This window comes from Helicobacter apodemus (genome assembly GCF_003097575.1).
GTDB lineage: Bacteria > Campylobacterota > Campylobacteria > Campylobacterales > Helicobacteraceae > Helicobacter_D > Helicobacter_D apodemus.
Window position 1 is genome coordinate 315,602 of sequence record NZ_CP021886.1, and the last position, 17,649, is coordinate 333,250.

Below are 17,649 nucleotides of genomic sequence, written 5' to 3' on the forward strand. Positions count from 1 at the left end.
ATGCTTTTAATAACTTTGTATATTATCGGGATTACCGCAGAGGGAATGACTGGTGCATTAGCTGCTGGAAGGCATAATATGGATTGGTTTGGAGTGATATTTATTGCTTGTGTAACAGCTATCGGTGGTGGCTCTATTCGTGATGTTCTATTTGGGCATTATCCTCTTACTTGGGTGGCTCATCCTGAATATCTTGTAATTATTTGTCTTGCAGCATTAATCACTACAAAAATTCCTTATTTTGTAGAGCGATTTGAAAAGGCTTTTTTAGTGCTTGATGCCTTAGGTTTAGCCGTATTTAGCGTTATTGGAGCAAGAGTTGGTATGGATTTGCACTCTAGCGGTGCTATGGCAGTAGCTGGTGCAGTTATTACGGGGGTTTTTGGGGGTATTTTGCGTGATATTTTTTGTGCAAGGATTCCGCTTGTATTCCAAAAAGAGCTTTATGCTAGTATTGCTTTATTGACAGGTAGTTTATATGTAGTGCTAAATTTTATTAATAGTTATTATTTTGGTTTAAGTGAAAATTTTATAACTATTTTTTCTCTATTGGTTGGTTTTGTTGCTCGATTGCTTGCCATCCGCTATCATTTGGGATTACCAATTTTTCAATATAAGCCTAAAGAATAAACTTGGTTATTGAATATTTGTTGGATGTAAAATATAAAGAGTTTTGGTATTTTGCAATGATTGTCTTTGCTAAGAATTGCTACGCTAATTGTCAATATTAATACTCTCTTAAATATTTCAAGGTAAAATTTCATATATTATTAATATCAAAGTAAAAAGGTAAGTAATGAAAAGAGTGGTTTTAAGCTCATTGGTTACATTGGCGTTGTTACAAGGGATAGGTATCGCAAAAACTTTTGCAAAGGTAAATGGAGAAGAAGTTACAGACAAAGATATTACGCTTTTAATGCGTGCAATGCCTGGAGTATCTTTTGATCAATTACCCCAAGAAGGAAAAGAGCAAGTCATTAATCAGGCTATTGAAAGAAAGCTTTTAATTGAGCAAAGCAAAAAAGATAAGATACAAAATACTAAGGAATACAAAGAAGCTATAGCTAATGCACAAGATGACTTAATGCTTGAAGTTTGGATGCGTCAAAAGTTGGATAAAATCAAAGTTTCTAGTGCGGAAATTAAAAGCTTTTATGATGAAAATAAAGCAGGATTTATTCAACCTGATCTTATTAAAGCAAGGCATATTTTGGTGAGTTCTGAAGAGGATGCTAAGAGAATTATTTCGGATTTAAAAAAATCAGGAACGAATGTTTTAAGTAAATTTGAAGAGTTGGCTAAGATTAAATCAAAAGATGGTTCTGCACAAAATGGTGGAGATTTAGGTTGGTTTGATAAAAACCAATTTATTCCAGAATTTTCAGAAGCAGCTTTTAAGCTCAAAAAAGGAAGCTATACGCAGACTCCTGTAAAGAGTCAATTTGGTTATCATATAATTTATGTAGATGATAAAAAACCATCCGCTACATTATCTCTAAAAGAGGTAGAGGGGCAGATTGAAAATAATCTTAAAATTAGCAAGTTTCAAGATACAATTAAAAAAGAAAGTGACGAATTGCGTAAAAAAGCAAAAATTGAAATTTCTCAATAAGGATTTTTTATGTTAGTTAGCGGGAGTGTTGTTTTAGATAAGGCAAATAAAGAAAATTATGGCGTAGGTGCATTTAATTTTGTAAATTATGAAATGCTAAGTGCGATTTTTGAAGCGGCAAATCTTAAAAATTCTCCTATTATTGTTCAAGCAAGTGAGGGTGCTATTAAATATATGGGTATTGATATGGCAGTAGGAATGGTAGAGATATTATCTAGGAGGTATCCTCATATTCCTGTTGCTTTGCATTTGGACCACGGGACAAGCTTTGAATCTTGTATTAAGGCAATACGAGCAGGTTTTACTTCTGTAATGATTGATGCTAGTCATCATCCTTTTGAGGAAAATTTAAGAGAAACTAAAAAGGTTGTTGAAGTTGCGCATATTGCGGGAGTTAGCGTTGAAGCAGAGCTTGGTAGATTAATGGGGATTGAGGATAATATTTCTGTTGATGAAAAAGAGGCGTGTTTGGTGAATCCTCAAGAAGCAGAGGAGTTTGTTAAAGAAAGTGAAGTAGATTTTTTAGCGCCTGCTATTGGGACAAGTCATGGTGCTTTTAAGTTTAAAGGAGAACCTATTCTTGATTTTGAACGTCTTATAGAGGTAAAGAGGCGAACAAAGATACCTTTGGTGTTACACGGAGCAAGTGCGATTCCACAAAATGTAAGGGAAGCATTTTTGCAAAATGGTGGAGATTTAAAGGGTAGCAAGGGTGTTCCTTTTGATTTTTTAAAAGAAGCCATTAAGGGTGGAATTAACAAAATTAATACCGATACAGACTTGCGAATAGCATTTATATCTGAAGTGCGTAGGGTAGCTAATGAAGATAAAACGCAATTTGATTTAAGAAAGTTTTTTACTCCTGCAAAGGAATTTATGATAAAGGTGATAAGTGAAAGAATGGATGTTTTAGGAAGTTCTAATAAGATTTAAAAAGAAGGGAATATAATGGCATATTCAATGGGAGATTTAAAAAAGGGTTTAAAGATTGAATTAGAGGGTATCCCTTATAAAATTGTAGAATATCAGCATGTAAAGCCTGGAAAAGGGGCGGCATTTGTTCGCGTTAAGATGAAATCTTTTTTAGATGGCAGAGTGTTAGAGAAAACTTTTCACGCAGGGGATAAATGCGAAGAGCCTAATTTGCAAGAACATTCTATGCAGTTTTTATACCACGATGGCGATTCTTTTCAATTTATGGATAATGAGACTTATGAACAAATTGGGTTAAATGAGGTGCAAGTTGGGGATAGTGCTAAATGGATCATTGATGGAATGAGTATTAGTGTTTTATTCCACAATGGTAAAGCCATTAGCGTCAATGTTCCACAAAGTGTAGAATTAAAAGTTACTGAAACTCCTCCTAACTTTAAGGGGATACTACAAGTGCAGGCAAGAAACCAGCTACATTAGAAACTGGGGCGGTTGTGCAAGTGCCTTATCATATCTTAGAGGGAGATATTATCCGTATTAATACAGAGAGTGGCGAGTATTTAGATAAGGTAAAATAAGGAATAAAATGATAGTAAGAGTTTTGGTTCCATTGGCGGATGGATTTGAAGAGCTAGAAGCAATTTCTATTATTGATGTTTTAAGAAGAGTTGGTTGCGAGGTTATTCTTGCTAGTTTAAAGACATCTTTAGAGGTCTCTTCTCAAGGAAAAGTTAAGTTTATAGTGGATAAAAGTATTTTTGAAATACAGGCGGATTGTTTAGATGCGGTAGTTTTTCCTGGAGGTTGGGAAGGCACTCAAAATCTAGCAAATTCAGAATCCTTAAAACATATTTTGCAGATTCTGCATAATAAAGGCAAAATTATTGGTGCTATTTGTGCTGCACCTTTAGCGTTATTTAAAATGGGGATTTTAGAAAACAAACGATTTACTTGTTATCCCGGTATTGAGGGAATGATTGCAAATAATTATTATCAAACTATGCCTAATGTTGTTGAAGATGCAAATATTATTACTTCAAGAGGACCTGCTACGGCTTTAGAATTTGCTTTTATATTGGCAGAAAAGTTAGTAGGATTAGAAAAAACCCAAGAGATAAAAAAAGGAATGTTAGTTCTTTGAAAATCATAACCTTTTGTTTTGGAGCGGGTGTTTTATTAGCGGGTTGTTTAATGGGTTATAGAGACTTAGTTTATAATCCTCAAGTAATCCCTAAAGAAATCCCTAAAGAAGTTCCCCAAATAATCCCTAAAGAAGTTCCCCAAATAATCCCTAAAGAAGTTCCCAAAGAAGTGCTTATGAAGCAAGTTGCTGAACATCTATTAAGTCCGCAAAAACTTGAAGAGTATATTCAAAACATTCCTATTAACTTCAAAAAAATTCTTACGCAATTTACACAGCAAGTTGCAAAACAATGGGGCAAAGATAATGCACCAACTGCTTCTCAAGATATTTATGTAAAATATACAAACTCTTATCTCTCACGTGCAGAGGTAGATTTTTCAAAAGGTGTAATATCTGTTTCAACTTTAGATACAAAGAATCCTAAAGAAGCCTTGAAAAAAGCTATTGTAACGACTTTATTAACGCCAGAAGATCCTCAAGAGGTTGATTTGTATTCTGATAAAGATATTGAATATAGAGGGAAGCCTTACTTGGCAAATTTAGTAAAAGATAATGAAGGGATGGTTGTTCTTTATCCTTGGAGGGCTAATCGTTATGCAAAATATTTAGTAGAAAATAAATTACAAACAAAAGATATTGTAGAAGGTGGTATAACAAAAAAGGTGCATTATGTCCAGTTTGATATGGTAGGAGATAGAGAGATTCAAAGCGAACATAAATATGGGGAATATGTAGCACTTTATTCTAGAGAATATAAGCTTGATCAAGCTTTGATATTTGCTATTATTAAAACAGAGAGCAGTTTTAATCCCTATGCGGTTAGCCGCATACCTGCTTATGGATTAATGCAAGTTGTCCCAACAAGTGCGGGGAGAGATGTTTATAAAACTTTAAATAGTAGAGATGGAGTTCCAACAAAGGAGATGCTTTTCACCCCAAAAACTAATATTCAATATGGTTCAACTTATTTAAATATTCTCTTTACGCGTTATTTAAAGGGGATTAAAAACTCTCTCTCACAGGAATACGCTGTTATTGCTGCTTATAACACAGGTAGTGGAAATGTTTTATCAGTCTTTCATAGTAATAGGACAAAGGCAGTAGAAATTATTAATGGAATGACTTCTGCAGAAGTTTATAGAAAGCTTAGAACTTCTTTAAAATACGAGGAAGCAAGAAATTATCTTTTAAAGGTTACAACTGCTAAAAAAGAATTTCAAAAAGTATCAAATAATGCCTCATCTTTAGGGGATATAGCTAGTTTGCAATAATGGAAATTTTTGAATTAGTGCAAGCTCCTAAAGTATGCAGCTATTTGCCAGATTGTGAAGCAACTTTTCGTTATTTTTACATTCAAGGATGCACCCCTAGTTTTTATTATAAATTATTAGATAGGGGTTGGAGAAGATTTGGGAATTATTTTTTTGTTCCCATTTGCAAAGAATGTAATGCTTGTATTACTATTCGTCAAGATTGTGAATCTTTTGTATTTTCTAAATCACAAAAAAGAATTTTGAAAAATCCTTTAACACTTAAAATTTGTCGCCCACGAGTAACCCAAACCCATTTAGTCCTTTATGATCAATACCATAAAAGGATGCAAGACAAAAAGGGTTGGGATTATCAAAATATCACCTTAGAAGCTTATTATGAAACTTTTGTTCAAGGTTATCAAAGTTTTGGCTATGAATTTGATTATTATTATGGAGAGCAACTAGTAGGGGTTGCTTTAGTAGATATATTGTCTAATAGTATTTCTGCGGTTTATTGTTATTATGATCATAATTTTGAAAAATTCTCTATTGGAACTTATTCTATTCTTAAGCAAATTAAAATTGCAAAAGAGTATAATATTAAGTATTTATATCCAGGCTATTGGATAAAGAATCACCATTCTATGGGGTATAAAGAGAGATTTAAACCTTTTGAGATATTAAGTAATCGTCCTCATTTGAATGAAGAAACTATTTGGATAAAGGAATAATTTGCATTATACAAATTTTATTTCTCATCTTTTTGAAAAAATTACACATTGTGCCTTTCCTAGAAAGATGCAAGTCTTTATTAACCGCACTTATGTGAAATTTTTTGGTATTAATATGGAAGAATTTGATACTTTAGAGAGTTATCCTACTTTAAATGCCCTTTTTACGCGTTCTTTTGTTAAGCAAAGAGAGTTTGATAAAACAACTACAACTATGATTGCTCCTTGTGATAGCCTTATTATGGAGTTTGGAGAGTGTCAAAATGATTTAGCTATGCAAATTAAGGGTAAAGCTTATGCTATTAGTGATTTTGTAACAAAGAATTTAGAAGATGGATTTTTTTACATAAATTTTTATCTCTCCCCTAAAGATTATCATAGATTCCACGCACCTATAAATTTAAAGGTAAAAAGTGTGAATTTTATTAATGGAATGTTGTTACCTGTGCATAGAAAATCTTTAGAAAAAAATGATAATCTTTTTAATAAAAATAAAAGAGTGGTTTTAGAATGCATAGATGATTTTGAAAATCCCTTTTATTTAGTTGCAATAGGTGCTTTAAATGTTGGAAGGATTCAAATACATATTATTCCAGAGATTGTAAATTTAAAAGAAAATAAAAGTTTTATTTTTAAAGAATCTTATCTTTTAAAGAAAGGAGATGAAATTGGTTGTTTTGAAATGGGTTCTACTATTGTTGTTTTATCTAAAAATTGGGAATATTCTATAAAGAATAAGGAGAAAATACATTTTGGAGAATGTATAGGTAGCCATAAAAGAGGTTAAAGATGAGAGCAAGGATTGAAGCGTTAAAAGAAAAAAATGATGTTTTGTTGGTAGCGCATTTTTATCAACGCGATGAAGTTGTAGAAATAGCGGATTTAACAGGTGATAGTTTAGAATTAGCTAGGAAGGCAAGTGCGAGTGAGCATAATATAGTCCTTTTTTGCGGTGTTGGATTTATGGGGCAGAGTGTAAAGATATTAGCACCCGGCAAACAAGTGTTTATGCCCAAAATCGCTTGTTGTTCTATGGCAAGAATGATTAGCGATGCGTATTTTGATGATTCTATTGCGTTACTTGAAAGTTATGGAATCACAAATATTTTTCCTGTTACTTATATTAATTCTAATGCTGAAGTTAAAGCTAAAGTTGCAGAACTTGGTGGCGTGGTTTGTACAAGTGCTAATGCTACTAAAATTATGGAATATGCACTTAAGCAGGGCAAAAAAATCTTTTTTTTACCCGATAGATGTTTAGGCGAGAATTTGGCTATTCAAAATGGGCTAAAAAGTGCAGTTTTAGGAGAAGATTCTAAAGAAGCAGTGCAGGGGGCTGATGTGATTTGTTATAATGGCTTTTGTTCTGTGCATCAGCTTTTTACTCCAGAGGATATTGATTTTTATCGTGAAAAATATCCCGATATTTTAGTAGCTGTGCATCCAGAGTGCAAACCAAGTGTTGTAGCAAAGGCAGATTTTGTAGGTTCTACTAGTCAAATTATTGCTTATGTAAAGGGGCTAAAAGAAACGCAAAAAGTAGTAGTAGGGACAGAATTTAATCTTGTCAATCGTTTAAGAAAACCTCATAATGGGATACAAAACACTTTTGTCCTCTCTTCTACAAAACCCGAATGCCCTACAATGAATGAAACAACTTTAGAGGATATTTTAAGGGCTTTAGAATACATTGATAAAGGGGAATCTTATAATGAAATAATATTGCCTAAAGATACTGCTATAAAAGCTAAGAGGGCTTTAGATAAGATGCTTGAACTTTCATAAAGGAAACAAATGCAAAAGATTTTATTAGATGATTTCTTAAAACAGGTTTTAAAAGAGGATGTTGGTAGGGGTGATTTGTATATGCGAATTACTAATAGCTCTGTTGTAGAAAGTTATATTGTCGCTAAAGAAGAGGGTGTATTCTCTGGTAGAATGTATGTAGAGAGATTATGTGAATTACTTAATATTAGAGGTGAATTTAGTTTAGAGGATGGAGGAGAGTTTGGGGCAGGGCAAAAACTTGTAAAATTTATCGGAAATATTAATGATATTTTAAGTGCCGAGCGAACAATTTTGAATCTATTAGAGCATTCTAGCGGTATTGCTACTTTAACTAATATTTATGTCAAAGCTATGGAGGGGAGCAAATGTATTTTACTCGATACGCGTAAAACTCGTCCTTTGTTGAGAGATTTTGAAAAATATTCTACCCGTAATGGTGGGGCTATTAATCATCGTTTAGGATTAGATGATTGCTTGATGCTCAAAGATACACATTTATCAAGGATACTTTCTTTAAAAAAGTTTGTTGCTGATGTTCGTTGTAAAATCCCTATGACCGCTAAAGTTGAAGTAGAGTGTGAAAATCTTTTACAAGCAAGAGAATCATTAGAAGCAGGGATAGATATTTTAATGTGTGATAATATGGAAATACCAATGATAAAAGAAGTGGTAAAAATGCGTAATGAGTTAGCACCTAGTGTATTTTTAGAGGCTAGTGGCGGCATTACTTTAAGCAACATTAGGGAATATGCTTTAAGTGGTGTTGATGCTATTTCGTGTGGGGCAATTATTCATCAAGCAAAATGGATAGATATGAGTATGAAAATTGATTAATGCAAGATAGAGAAAAGCAATTTATCCAAACCTTAAAGAGAGGAAATGCTACTTATGGGGTTGGCGATGATGGTGTTGTTTTAGGGGACTATGTTATAGCTACAGATGCGTTTTTTGAAGGAATCCATTTCAAAAGAGAATGGGGCAGCTTAGAGATTCTTATTGAAAAATGTTTTTTGGTTAATCTCTCTGATATTTATGCGATGAATGCGATCCCAAAATATTTACTCTTAACCCTTTGTGTTCCAAAAGATATAAAAGATGTTAAATATCTTGCTAAAATCTTTTCTGCAATGGCTTTGAAATATGGTCTAAAGATTATCGGGGGAGATACGATTGTAGGGGAGAAATTGCATTTTTCTTTAACGCTCTTAGGGCAAAAGGGTAAAAAAGGATTATATCGCTGTGGCATTAAACCTAATGATTATCTAGCCTATCTTAATCCTAAAAGTATTTTAAACTATTCTAAAAAACAAGCGTTTGGAAAAAATATTTTACATTTAAAAAGGGCTTTATTGTTTGGCATTTATCCTAAAGATAGTCGTTTTGCAATGCCTTTGCTATACCCTAAAATGATTCTAGCCCTTAATGCTATTGCAAGGGCTGGAATGGATATTTCTGATGGAATCTTTATAGAGTTATCAAGATTGGCTAAGATTAATAAAATTGGTTTTACATTTTTGCTAAAAAAATCAAATTGGTTTTATTCCCCTGAAGAATACCAAATGCTTTATGCTTTCTCTCCCTATAAACTCTCAAAGGCTAAAAGATTAGCTAATCAATATCGCCATCAATTAGTTGTATTTGCAAGAGCAAAAAGAGGCTCTTATAAATTAGTAAAGAAAAATTGGCACCGATAATTTAAACTTATTAATACAGATGATACCTTTTTATGGATTATAAATTTAATAGCAATAAATTTGTAAGAATAAAAATCTGCATTAACTACTACTTTTTATAGAATGGAGTCAATATAAGATTCTTGAAAACTTCTATATTTTATGTGTATAAATGTATCAATTCTATTTCATTTACCTATTATGTGCTATTTATTTTGATATGTCTTTACATAGAAAAAGAAAGTATTAAAAAGCGGTAATTCATCTTAACCCTTCTAATAAGTTTTGATAGCGGATTATACAAGGTAAGCATAATCAAAACTAATTTTTATAAAAGATAGAAGTTGTGAGGCAGGGTTTATAGCTTATAAGTGCCTTTTAAAAGAATTAGCTCTTCCTTAAAAAATTTCATTCTTTTAGCCCTGTGCGTTTAAAATTAAGTTGGACTTTGAGGTCATAGTATCTTTACAAGTTGCAGATTAAGGCATCAGGTTAGATTAAGTAGATTAAAAACCACCCCTTTACATAAAAGAAAAGTTTTCAAAGAAACTATGATTTTTTAGTTTCTTAAAGAATAGTTTTAAGATTCTATTTTTAAAAGTATTAGTTATTGCCTTTGTTATATTAGATTTATTAAATACAAAGGATTTATTCCTTTGTGATTTAAGAAGAACAGGCGGATTTACCATTATCTACAGGTTGGATAGAGCTATTATCCGCTAGTTTCTTTTGATTAACTTCTTCTATAAAATCCCATAATTCTTTAGCGGCTTTAAGGTATTCTTGAGAGGATTTAGAATTTGGGTGAAAATAAACAATAGGTTTGCCCTCATCTCCTCCCTCTCTAACACTAGGTTCAATAGGGATTTGTGCAAGTGTTTTTGTGCCATAGTTTTTGGCAACTTCTTCTGTGGTGCCTTTACCAAAAATATCATATTCTTTACCGCTATCAGGACAGATAAATCCGCTCATATTTTCGATGATTCCAGCTACTGGGATTTTAAGTTTAGAAAACATATCTAAAGCCCTAGCTCCATCATCTAAAGCAACTTTTTGCGGAGTAGATACCGCTATTCCTGCAGTTACAGGCACACTTTGTGCTAATGTAAGTTGTGCATCTCCCGTGCCAGGGGGCATATCTATAATCATTACATCTAAATTATCCCATAATACATCTGTTAGCATTTGTTCAATCGCACGGATAATCATAGGACCTCTCCAAATAAGGCTCTGTCCCTCATCATATAGCACTCCCATAGACATCATCTCTACACCATAGGCTTGAAGCGGGATAAGTTTTTTTAGTGCTTGATGCACTTCAGGCTTATCTTTTTGCAATCCTAACATTCTAGGCACATTAGGACCATAAATATCTGCATCTAAAAGAGCTACCTTTTTACCTTGTTGGGCTAGAGCAATAGCGAGATTAACACTTGTTGTTGATTTACCAACTCCCCCTTTACCACTACTAACCATAACGAAGTTTTTAATTTGGGGTGCTAAATTTTTTGTCCCTTGGGGCTTATTGTTGTTTTGTGGAGAGGGTTGTTTAATATCTAAGTTAAGTTTAGTAATGCCATTGTCTTTAAGTTTTTGCGTAATACTCTCACGCAATGTATTAGCCACATCTGCAGAAGCAGAGGGAATCTCTAATCGTATAGAAACAGAATTTTCGTGTATTAACATTTCTTTGACAAATCCAAAGGTAACAATATCTTTTTCAAAATTAGGGTAAATAATCTCTTTAAGTAAATTAACGAGTTGTTCTTGATTCATTTTTTTCCTTTTTATTAAACTTCTTGTCTTTCTTGTTCGATAATATCTTGTGAAATTTTATAGCTACAAAACTTTGGTCCGCACATTGAGCAAAATTTGGCTTCTTTGAAAACTTCTTGGGGTAAGCTCTCATCGTGATATTCTCTAGCTCTCTCTGGATCAAGGGCTAATTCAAATTGTTTATTCCAATCAAAGCTATATCTTGCATTGCTCATCGCATCATCCCTTACCCTAGAGTGAATCCTGCCCCTAGCTATATCAGCAGCGTGTGCGGCAATTTTATAAGCAATAATGCCTTCTCGGACATCTTTAACATTGGGTAACCCTAAATGTTCTTTAGGAGTTACATAACATAACATAGCAACTCCTTTCCACGCTGCAATAGAAGCTCCAATAGCAGAGGCGATATGATCATAACCTGCAGCAATATCTGTTACAAGAGGACCTAAGACATAAAAGGGTGCTTCGTGGCATAATTCTTTTTGGAGTTCTACATTGCGTTCTATTTCATTCATAGGCACATGCCCTGGACCCTCAATCATAACTTGTACATCTTTCTCCCAAGCCCTTAGAGTAAGCTCACCTAGAACTTTAAGCTCTCCTAATTGTGCTTCATCACTAGAATCCGCTAAACAGCCCGGACGCAAAGAATCTCCAAGGCTTAAAGAGACATCGTATTTTTGACAAATTTCTAAAATATCATCAAAAGCCTCATAGAAAGGATTTTGCTTATGATAGTGCATCATCCAAGCAGCCATAAGGCTTCCGCCACGACTTACAATACCCATTTTTCGTTTAGCAAGGCGAGGCATATGTTCTAATAAGAATCCACAATGGATAGTAAAATAGCTTACACCTTGTTTGGCTTGTCTCTCCATAACTTCTAACATCTTATCAATAGTTAGCGCATTAATATCATTTTTAACATCGTGTAGGATTTGATAAATAGGGACGGTTCCAATAGGCACACTAGAGTTTTGAATAACCGCTTGACGAATACTATCCAAATCTCCCCCTGTGCTTAAATCCATAATAGTATCTGCGCCATATTTAATAGAAATGAGAGTTTTTTCAATTTCTTCTTCAATAGAGCTGGCAAGAGCAGAGCTTCCAATATTAGAGTTAATCTTAGTTCTTGTCGCTACACCAATCCCCATAGGCTCTAGGTTCGTATGATTGACATTAGAGGGAAGTATTAATCTTCCTTTGGTGATCTCTCTTAAGACATCATCAGTTCTTAAATGTTCGATATTGGCTACATATTCCATCTCTGGAGTGATGATGCCCTTTTTGGCATAATGAAGCTGTGTTTTGATTTTATCGTTTTTACGCGCTTTAACCCATTGTGTTCGCATACTTTCTCCTTAGCTAATTGTTTTGGCTTCTAAAGGTAGCAAAATAAAAATAAATTTTAGCTTTTCTTTTTGTAAAGAATGGATAAAAATGCGAAGATTCTTTAAATTTGTGTAAAAGCTAGAGGAGTTTCTCTAGCTTTTAATTAAAAGAGATATTTAACTTCAACTCTTAATTCGTTGAATTTCTCTTTATTGGTAGAATTAACACTATCATCTCCTACAGAAGATCTAATGCTTTTTTGTGCTTTTGATTGCAAGAAAGAATAATAAGAAGAGATTTTGAGGGATTTAGAATATTGCCAAGTAAGATTTGGGCTAATTTCATAGAAACTAATATTTCCAGAACTTTTAGCATTTGATAAGCCTCTTGTAAGCTTATTTTTTCCTTGAACATAATCAATACCGATATTAAGATTGTCTAAAATATCATAATTCACATTTGAATAAAAGGCACTAAGCTTATTTTTCTCATATCCTTTAGGCATTGCTCCACCACCCACATTAAACATAGAGATATTTATTCCTGTAGCTGCGTTGTCAAACCAAAGTTGTCCTGCTTTTAAAAACCCTCCTTCATTATCTAAAGAAACCGCATAACCATCTTGAGTATTACCCCAATAGCCTACATTAAGAGCGACAGGAACATTAAAATCACTAAAGTCTAATCCTGCACCAAGTGTATAAAGGTCATTAGCAGTTTTAGGCTTATAACCCCACATAGTTTCAGTATTGGTGCTAAGAGGTCCTGAATTATCTAATTTGCTATAAGCATATTGTCCTGTTAAAGATACCATATTATTATCCCAAGTTAATTCACCAAACCCGATAAAATCCGCAATATCTTGGATATAATAGAGCCATAATTGAGTGCTGAAGTTTCCGATACTTGTATCATAGTTGCTTAAAGCAGCGAGTGTATAGTAAGGTTTAGCTACAGAACCGCCATTACCATTTGGCACACCGTCATCTAAACTCCAAGAATCAAAAGCTCCTGCTGCGAAACTCCAGTTATCAATATCAGAATTTGTGATAAATACTCCCGTTCCTCTATCATCAGAATCATTAAGTGGAGTTAATAAAGGCATTTTACCTAATTTGAATGTAGTAGAAGTGGTATCTGGGGTAATAGTTGCGGTAAATTCACGCACACCAAATTGACCATCACTTCCAGCACCTAGACCATTGCCTATAAATCCATTTGAAGTTGAAGTATTGTTGTTTGTATTACCACTTGTGCCTTTTCCGTGATTAACATTATTAGAACCCCCATAATAAACACCAAGATTCATAGAGATGTTGTTAATAACAGGAGTTTTAAAGAGTGCTTCGGCTCTCCATTGGTGTTTAGCACTACCCTTACTTGCACCACCTTGACCTCGAATACTTGCCGAATCATCTTTGGTATATTTTTGATTTTTATATCTATCATCTGTATAACGATAACGCAACATACCGCTAACATCAATACCCTTGATGGCTTCCTCTAAAGGCTGGGCTGAACTTATAGTTGATAAACCAGCAAGTGCAACGCATGTTGCTAAACTAAGCTTTATAAATTTCATTTTATTCCTTTCTTTTTAAAGTTTGAGTGCATTTTTGGTCACAAAACCATACTTTAGAGTATATTTAAGCTAAACTTAAATAAAAATTAAAAAGTTTAATATAGACTTAGATTTTTTAGGATTTATAGAGTTTAAGGGTTAAAAAGGTATAATCGCAACTATTTAATTCTACATAAATATTTGGATTTTAGGAGCTAGAATGAAGAAGTATTTAAGAAAAATATCTGATCCCAAAGTTGTTGGTATCTTTAGTAAAAGTGGCTTAGGACTAGCTGCTGTGCTTATTATTGTGGGTTGTAATAACAATATTGGTGAGAATGTGGGTGGTAAAGTAAAAGAAGCGGTTAAAAATGGTGCAACCGTAATGATAGAGCAACAAAGCGATGGAAGTTATAAAATATTAGAGGAATATCCAAGTAGCACGACTCGAATAATTTTAAAGGAAGCAAATGGTAATGAGAGGATTTTAACTCAAGAAGAAGTGGATATGCTCATCGCTGAAGAATCTAAAAAGATTGATTCTGGAACTTCACAGCTTACCAATCCAACAGGTGGTGGATTATCCTTAGGGGAGACGATTTTAGCAAGTGCTGCTGGAGCAATTTTGGGGAGTTGGATAGGTAGCAAACTTTTTAATAATCAAAATTTTCAATCCCAACAAAGAAGCTCTTATAAATCACCACAAGCCTATGAACGCTCACAAAGCTCGTTTAATAAGGGAGCTACCGCAGGGACAAGAGCGGGGACAAATGCCGGAAAAAGTGGGTTTTATGCTCCTAATAACACAGGTGGGCAAAATAGAAATAATGTTTCAAGCGGCTCTTCTGCGGGTTCAAGCAGTTTTGGGGGGTAACCTATGGAGATTTTAAAAGTTAATCCTTTAAGTCCAAAAGATTTAGAAGAGCTTGGGCTTAGTTGGCATATGGATACTGACAATACTTCTTATGTTAGTGATGAAATTATAGAGGTTACAGAACAGGAAGCACAAGATTATTATAATGCTACTAATGAACTCTATGATATGTATATTGAAGCGGGGCAATATGTAATTAATAATCGTTTGTTTTTTGAGCTTGGAATCCCCTTTAATCTCATAGAAGCTATTGAGATGAGTTGGGCAGAGGAAGTGCATTGGCATTTGTATGGTCGTTTTGATTTAGCTGGTGGAATTGATGGGAAACCTATTAAGTTACTTGAGTTTAACGCAGATACCCCGACAATGGTTTATGAAAGTGCGATTATCCAATGGGCGATGTTGAAAAAAAATGGATTTGATGAATCCTTGCAGTTTAATAATCTCTATGAGGCTTTAGGTGATAACTTTAAACGTATGATTACTTTAGGGGATGATATTTCTAATTTTGGTGCAATTTATGAGGGTTGGAAGATACTTTTTTCTAGCATACAAGGGAGTGAGGAGGAAGAAAACACGGTGAGATTGCTTGAAGTGATTGCTAAGGAAGCAGGATTTAAGACTGATTTTTGTTACGCTCACGAAGCACATTTAGATGAGAGTTTAGGTTTAAGTTATGCAGAAGAGAATTTTGAATTTTGGTTTAAGCTTATTCCTTGGGAGAGCATTGCTACTGATGAACCAGAAATGGCGACTTTAATAACTGCAATGATACGCAATAAAAATACAATCTTTTTAAATCCTGCTTATACATTGATGTTTCAAAGCAAGAGAATGCTAAAGATTCTATGGGATTTATTCCCTAATCATCCGCTTTTGCTAGAAACTTCTTTTGAGCCTTTAGCTAATAAAAAGCAGGTTAAAAAACACGCTTTTGGTAGGGAAGGGGAAAGTGTGAGTATCCTTGATAATGCGGGGAATGCTTTAATAGTAAAAGAGGGAAATTATGGGAATTATCCAGAAGTTTATCAAGAATTTGTGGATTTAAATACCTATAATAATAGTTTCTACCAAGCAAATGTCTTTTATGCTTATGAAGCTTGTGCGTTAGGATTTAGAAAAGGAGGAGAGATTTTAGATAATCTATCAAAATTCGTCTCCCATAAAATTAAATAAGCTATAAAAATAGGATAATAATTATTGAGTTTATACTCCTTGCTCTATAGATTTTACAAGATTCTTTGGTATTGATATTTAATAGGTCTTGGATTATTTGTAACATTTTGTAGAATATTGTGTTAATGTTTTAATTTTATTGGGATAGTATGGTGAGTTTGTGTTAGAATCGGCAAAGATTTAATTTTTTCAAATGCTTTTGTTAATCCATTAATTAAAGATAGCTGTAATGAAACGTTTAGAGCAGATTCTAAAGATCAAAAAAGAACAATTATGGAATGTTATTATCATTGGAGGAGGGGCAACAGGGTTGGGTATAGCGGTTGATTGCGCAACTCGTGGCTATAAAACTTTGTTATTAGAGAGATCTGATTTTACAAAATCGACTTCTAGTCGCTCTACAAAATTATTACATGGGGGTGTAAGATATCTTGCTCAAGGCAATATTTCTTTAGTTTATGAAGCACTGCACGAGAGAAGTCTATTAATACGCAATGCGCCACATTTATGCAAACCACAAGCTTTTGTTATCCCTACTACAAGTATTTTTAGTGCTTTTTATTATACTATAGGACTTAGTATCTATGATTATATGGCAGGAAGATTAAGCTTAGGCAAAACGCGCTACCTCAATAGAGAAGAAGTTAGAAAGAGTTTAAGTGGGATAAAAGACTTAAAAATGCAAGCGGGAGTTTGTTATTACGATGGGCAGTTTGATGATGCTAGATTGGGTTTGAGTCTAGCTAGAACTGCGGTTGAAAATCAAGCTTGTTTGATAAATTATATGCGAGTTAATCAATTATTGAAAAATAAAGAGGGAAAAATTTGTGGTGTTGAGATTGAGGATGTTTTAGAGCCTTCTTTTAAGCAACAAATCTATTCTCAATGTGTTATTAATGCAACTGGAGTTTTTAGTAATGAGATTAATCAAATGGATAAAGATGATAGCTTAAGTCTCGTGGTAAGCCAAGGAATCCATTTGGTGTTTGATGCGAAGATTTTACCTAATGATAATGCTTTGATGGTCCCAAAAACTTCTGATGGGAGGGTATTGTTTGCTATTCCGTGGCATCATAAATTAATTGTTGGAACAACAGATACCCAAATCCAAAATGTTGCCTATGAACCTCTGCCTTTAGAAGAAGAGATAGATTTTCTTTTAAAAACACTTAATGAATACACTACTAGAAAAGTTAATAGAGAAGATATTTTGTCTATTTTTGTTGGCTTACGTCCATTGATAAAACAAAAGAATAAAGCTAGTAAGAATGTGTCAAGAAGCCATAAAATCCACATTTCTGAAAGTCAATTAATCTCTATTAATGGTGGTAAATGGACGACTTATAGAAAAATGGCAGAAGAAACGATAGATTTTGCTATTGCAAAGAAATTATTACCTTATCAACCTTGCATAACTAAAGAGCTTCCTTTATATGGTTATTTAAATAATGGAGATTTTAAGGATAGACTCTGTGTCTATGGCAGTGATTATAGGGCTATTTTAGAATTAGAGCAAAAAGAAGCACAATTAGCCCAAAAAATCCACCCCAATTATCCTTATACTTATGCGCAAGTCTTGTGGGCTTTAGAATATGAAATGGCAGAAACTTTAGAGGATGTATTATCTCGTAGAATCCGCTTATTATTTCTTGATGCAAAGGCTTCTAATGAAATAGCTAAAGAGGTTGGAATATTTATTGGTAAATATAAAAACTGGAGCAAAAAGAGATTAGAAAAAGAGATTGAAGATTTCAAAAATTTAACCAAACAATATTGCATTAAAGGAGTTTAGT

16 protein-coding genes and 1 pseudogene are annotated in these 17,649 nt (G+C 33.6%); 14 read left to right on the forward strand and 3 right to left on the reverse strand.

The window, feature by feature from the left end; translation table 11 throughout:
- The 11 genes and pseudogenes from CDV25_RS01540 to CDV25_RS01590 all read left to right on the forward strand — a co-directional run bounded on the left by CDV25_RS01540 (position 1) and on the right by CDV25_RS01590 (position 9,155).
- Positions 1 to 630: a trimeric intracellular cation channel family protein gene (locus CDV25_RS01540; RefSeq protein WP_108910482.1), complete on the forward strand. Its 630-nt coding sequence runs from the start codon at positions 1 to 3 to the stop codon at positions 628 to 630.
- Positions 631 to 796: 166 nt separating this feature from the next.
- Positions 797 to 1,612 (forward strand): peptidylprolyl isomerase, encoded by an 816-nt coding sequence (locus tag CDV25_RS01545; protein WP_108910483.1) that lies wholly within the window; start codon positions 797 to 799, stop codon positions 1,610 to 1,612.
- Between the two features lie 9 nt (positions 1,613 to 1,621).
- Positions 1,622 to 2,545, forward strand: coding sequence for a class II fructose-bisphosphate aldolase (locus CDV25_RS01550; RefSeq protein WP_108910484.1), 924 nt, complete (start codon positions 1,622 to 1,624; stop codon positions 2,543 to 2,545).
- Between the two features lie 15 nt (positions 2,546 to 2,560).
- Positions 2,561 to 3,123, forward strand: a pseudogene (efp, locus tag CDV25_RS01555) (elongation factor P).
- An 8-nt stretch (positions 3,124 to 3,131) separates the two neighbouring features.
- Positions 3,132 to 3,686 carry a DJ-1 family glyoxalase III gene (locus tag CDV25_RS01560; RefSeq protein ID WP_239056382.1) on the forward strand — a complete coding sequence of 185 codons (555 nt, stop codon included), beginning with the start codon at positions 3,132 to 3,134 and terminating at the stop codon, positions 3,684 to 3,686.
- A complete protein-coding gene (locus CDV25_RS01565; RefSeq protein WP_239056383.1) occupies positions 3,683 to 4,960 on the forward strand; it encodes a murein transglycosylase domain-containing protein in 1,278 nt (425 codons plus the stop codon). The genes CDV25_RS01560 and CDV25_RS01565 overlap by 4 nt, the downstream gene beginning before the upstream one ends.
- Entirely contained in the window at positions 4,960 to 5,673 is a 714-nt protein-coding gene (locus CDV25_RS01570) for an arginyltransferase (protein WP_108910485.1), read from the forward strand. The genes CDV25_RS01565 and CDV25_RS01570 overlap by 1 nt, the downstream gene beginning before the upstream one ends.
- Before the next feature lies 1 nt (position 5,674).
- Positions 5,675 to 6,460 carry a phosphatidylserine decarboxylase gene (locus tag CDV25_RS01575; protein ID WP_108910486.1) on the forward strand — a complete coding sequence of 262 codons (786 nt, stop codon included), beginning with the start codon at positions 5,675 to 5,677 and terminating at the stop codon, positions 6,458 to 6,460.
- 2 nt (positions 6,461 to 6,462) lie between these two features.
- On the forward strand, positions 6,463 to 7,458 hold the full coding sequence (gene nadA / locus CDV25_RS01580) for a quinolinate synthase NadA (RefSeq protein WP_108910487.1): 996 nt from the start codon (positions 6,463 to 6,465) through the stop codon (positions 7,456 to 7,458).
- 9 nt (positions 7,459 to 7,467) lie between these two features.
- Positions 7,468 to 8,295: a carboxylating nicotinate-nucleotide diphosphorylase gene (nadC, locus tag CDV25_RS01585; protein ID WP_108910488.1), complete on the forward strand. Its 828-nt coding sequence runs from the start codon at positions 7,468 to 7,470 to the stop codon at positions 8,293 to 8,295.
- Positions 8,295 to 9,155, forward strand: coding sequence for a thiamine-phosphate kinase (locus CDV25_RS01590; protein ID WP_108910489.1), 861 nt, complete (start codon positions 8,295 to 8,297; stop codon positions 9,153 to 9,155). The genes nadC and CDV25_RS01590 overlap by 1 nt, the downstream gene beginning before the upstream one ends.
- Positions 9,156 to 9,797: 642 nt before the next feature.
- Here CDV25_RS01590 and CDV25_RS01595 read toward each other — a convergent pair.
- The 3 genes from CDV25_RS01595 to CDV25_RS01605 form a co-directional block, all read right to left on the reverse strand.
- Positions 9,798 to 10,910, reverse strand: a complete 1,113-nt coding sequence (locus tag CDV25_RS01595) for an Mrp/NBP35 family ATP-binding protein (RefSeq protein ID WP_108910490.1) — start codon at positions 10,908 to 10,910, stop codon at positions 9,798 to 9,800.
- Positions 10,911 to 10,924: 14 nt separating this feature from the next.
- Positions 10,925 to 12,265 carry a phosphomethylpyrimidine synthase ThiC gene (gene thiC, locus CDV25_RS01600; RefSeq protein ID WP_108910491.1) on the reverse strand — a complete coding sequence of 447 codons (1,341 nt, stop codon included), beginning with the start codon at positions 12,263 to 12,265 and terminating at the stop codon, positions 10,925 to 10,927.
- 143 nt (positions 12,266 to 12,408) lie between these two features.
- The gene (locus CDV25_RS01605) at positions 12,409 to 13,827 is read right to left on the reverse strand and encodes a major outer membrane protein (protein ID WP_108910492.1); all 1,419 of its coding nucleotides are present in this window, start codon (positions 13,825 to 13,827) and stop codon (positions 12,409 to 12,411) included.
- 199 nt (positions 13,828 to 14,026) lie between these two features.
- Here CDV25_RS01605 and CDV25_RS01610 point away from each other — a divergent pair, with 199 nt between their 5' ends.
- The 3 genes from CDV25_RS01610 (at position 14,027) to CDV25_RS01620 (ending at position 17,648) form a co-directional block, all read left to right on the forward strand.
- Positions 14,027 to 14,680: a UPF0323 family lipoprotein gene (locus CDV25_RS01610; protein ID WP_108910493.1), complete on the forward strand. Its 654-nt coding sequence runs from the start codon at positions 14,027 to 14,029 to the stop codon at positions 14,678 to 14,680.
- Between the two features lie 3 nt (positions 14,681 to 14,683).
- Positions 14,684 to 15,856 (forward strand): glutathionylspermidine synthase family protein, encoded by a 1,173-nt coding sequence (locus CDV25_RS01615; protein ID WP_108910494.1) that lies wholly within the window; start codon positions 14,684 to 14,686, stop codon positions 15,854 to 15,856.
- 229 nt (positions 15,857 to 16,085) lie between these two features.
- Positions 16,086 to 17,648, forward strand: coding sequence for a glycerol-3-phosphate dehydrogenase/oxidase (locus tag CDV25_RS01620; protein WP_108910495.1), 1,563 nt, complete (start codon positions 16,086 to 16,088; stop codon positions 17,646 to 17,648).
- Position 17,649 lies beyond the last annotated feature (1 nt).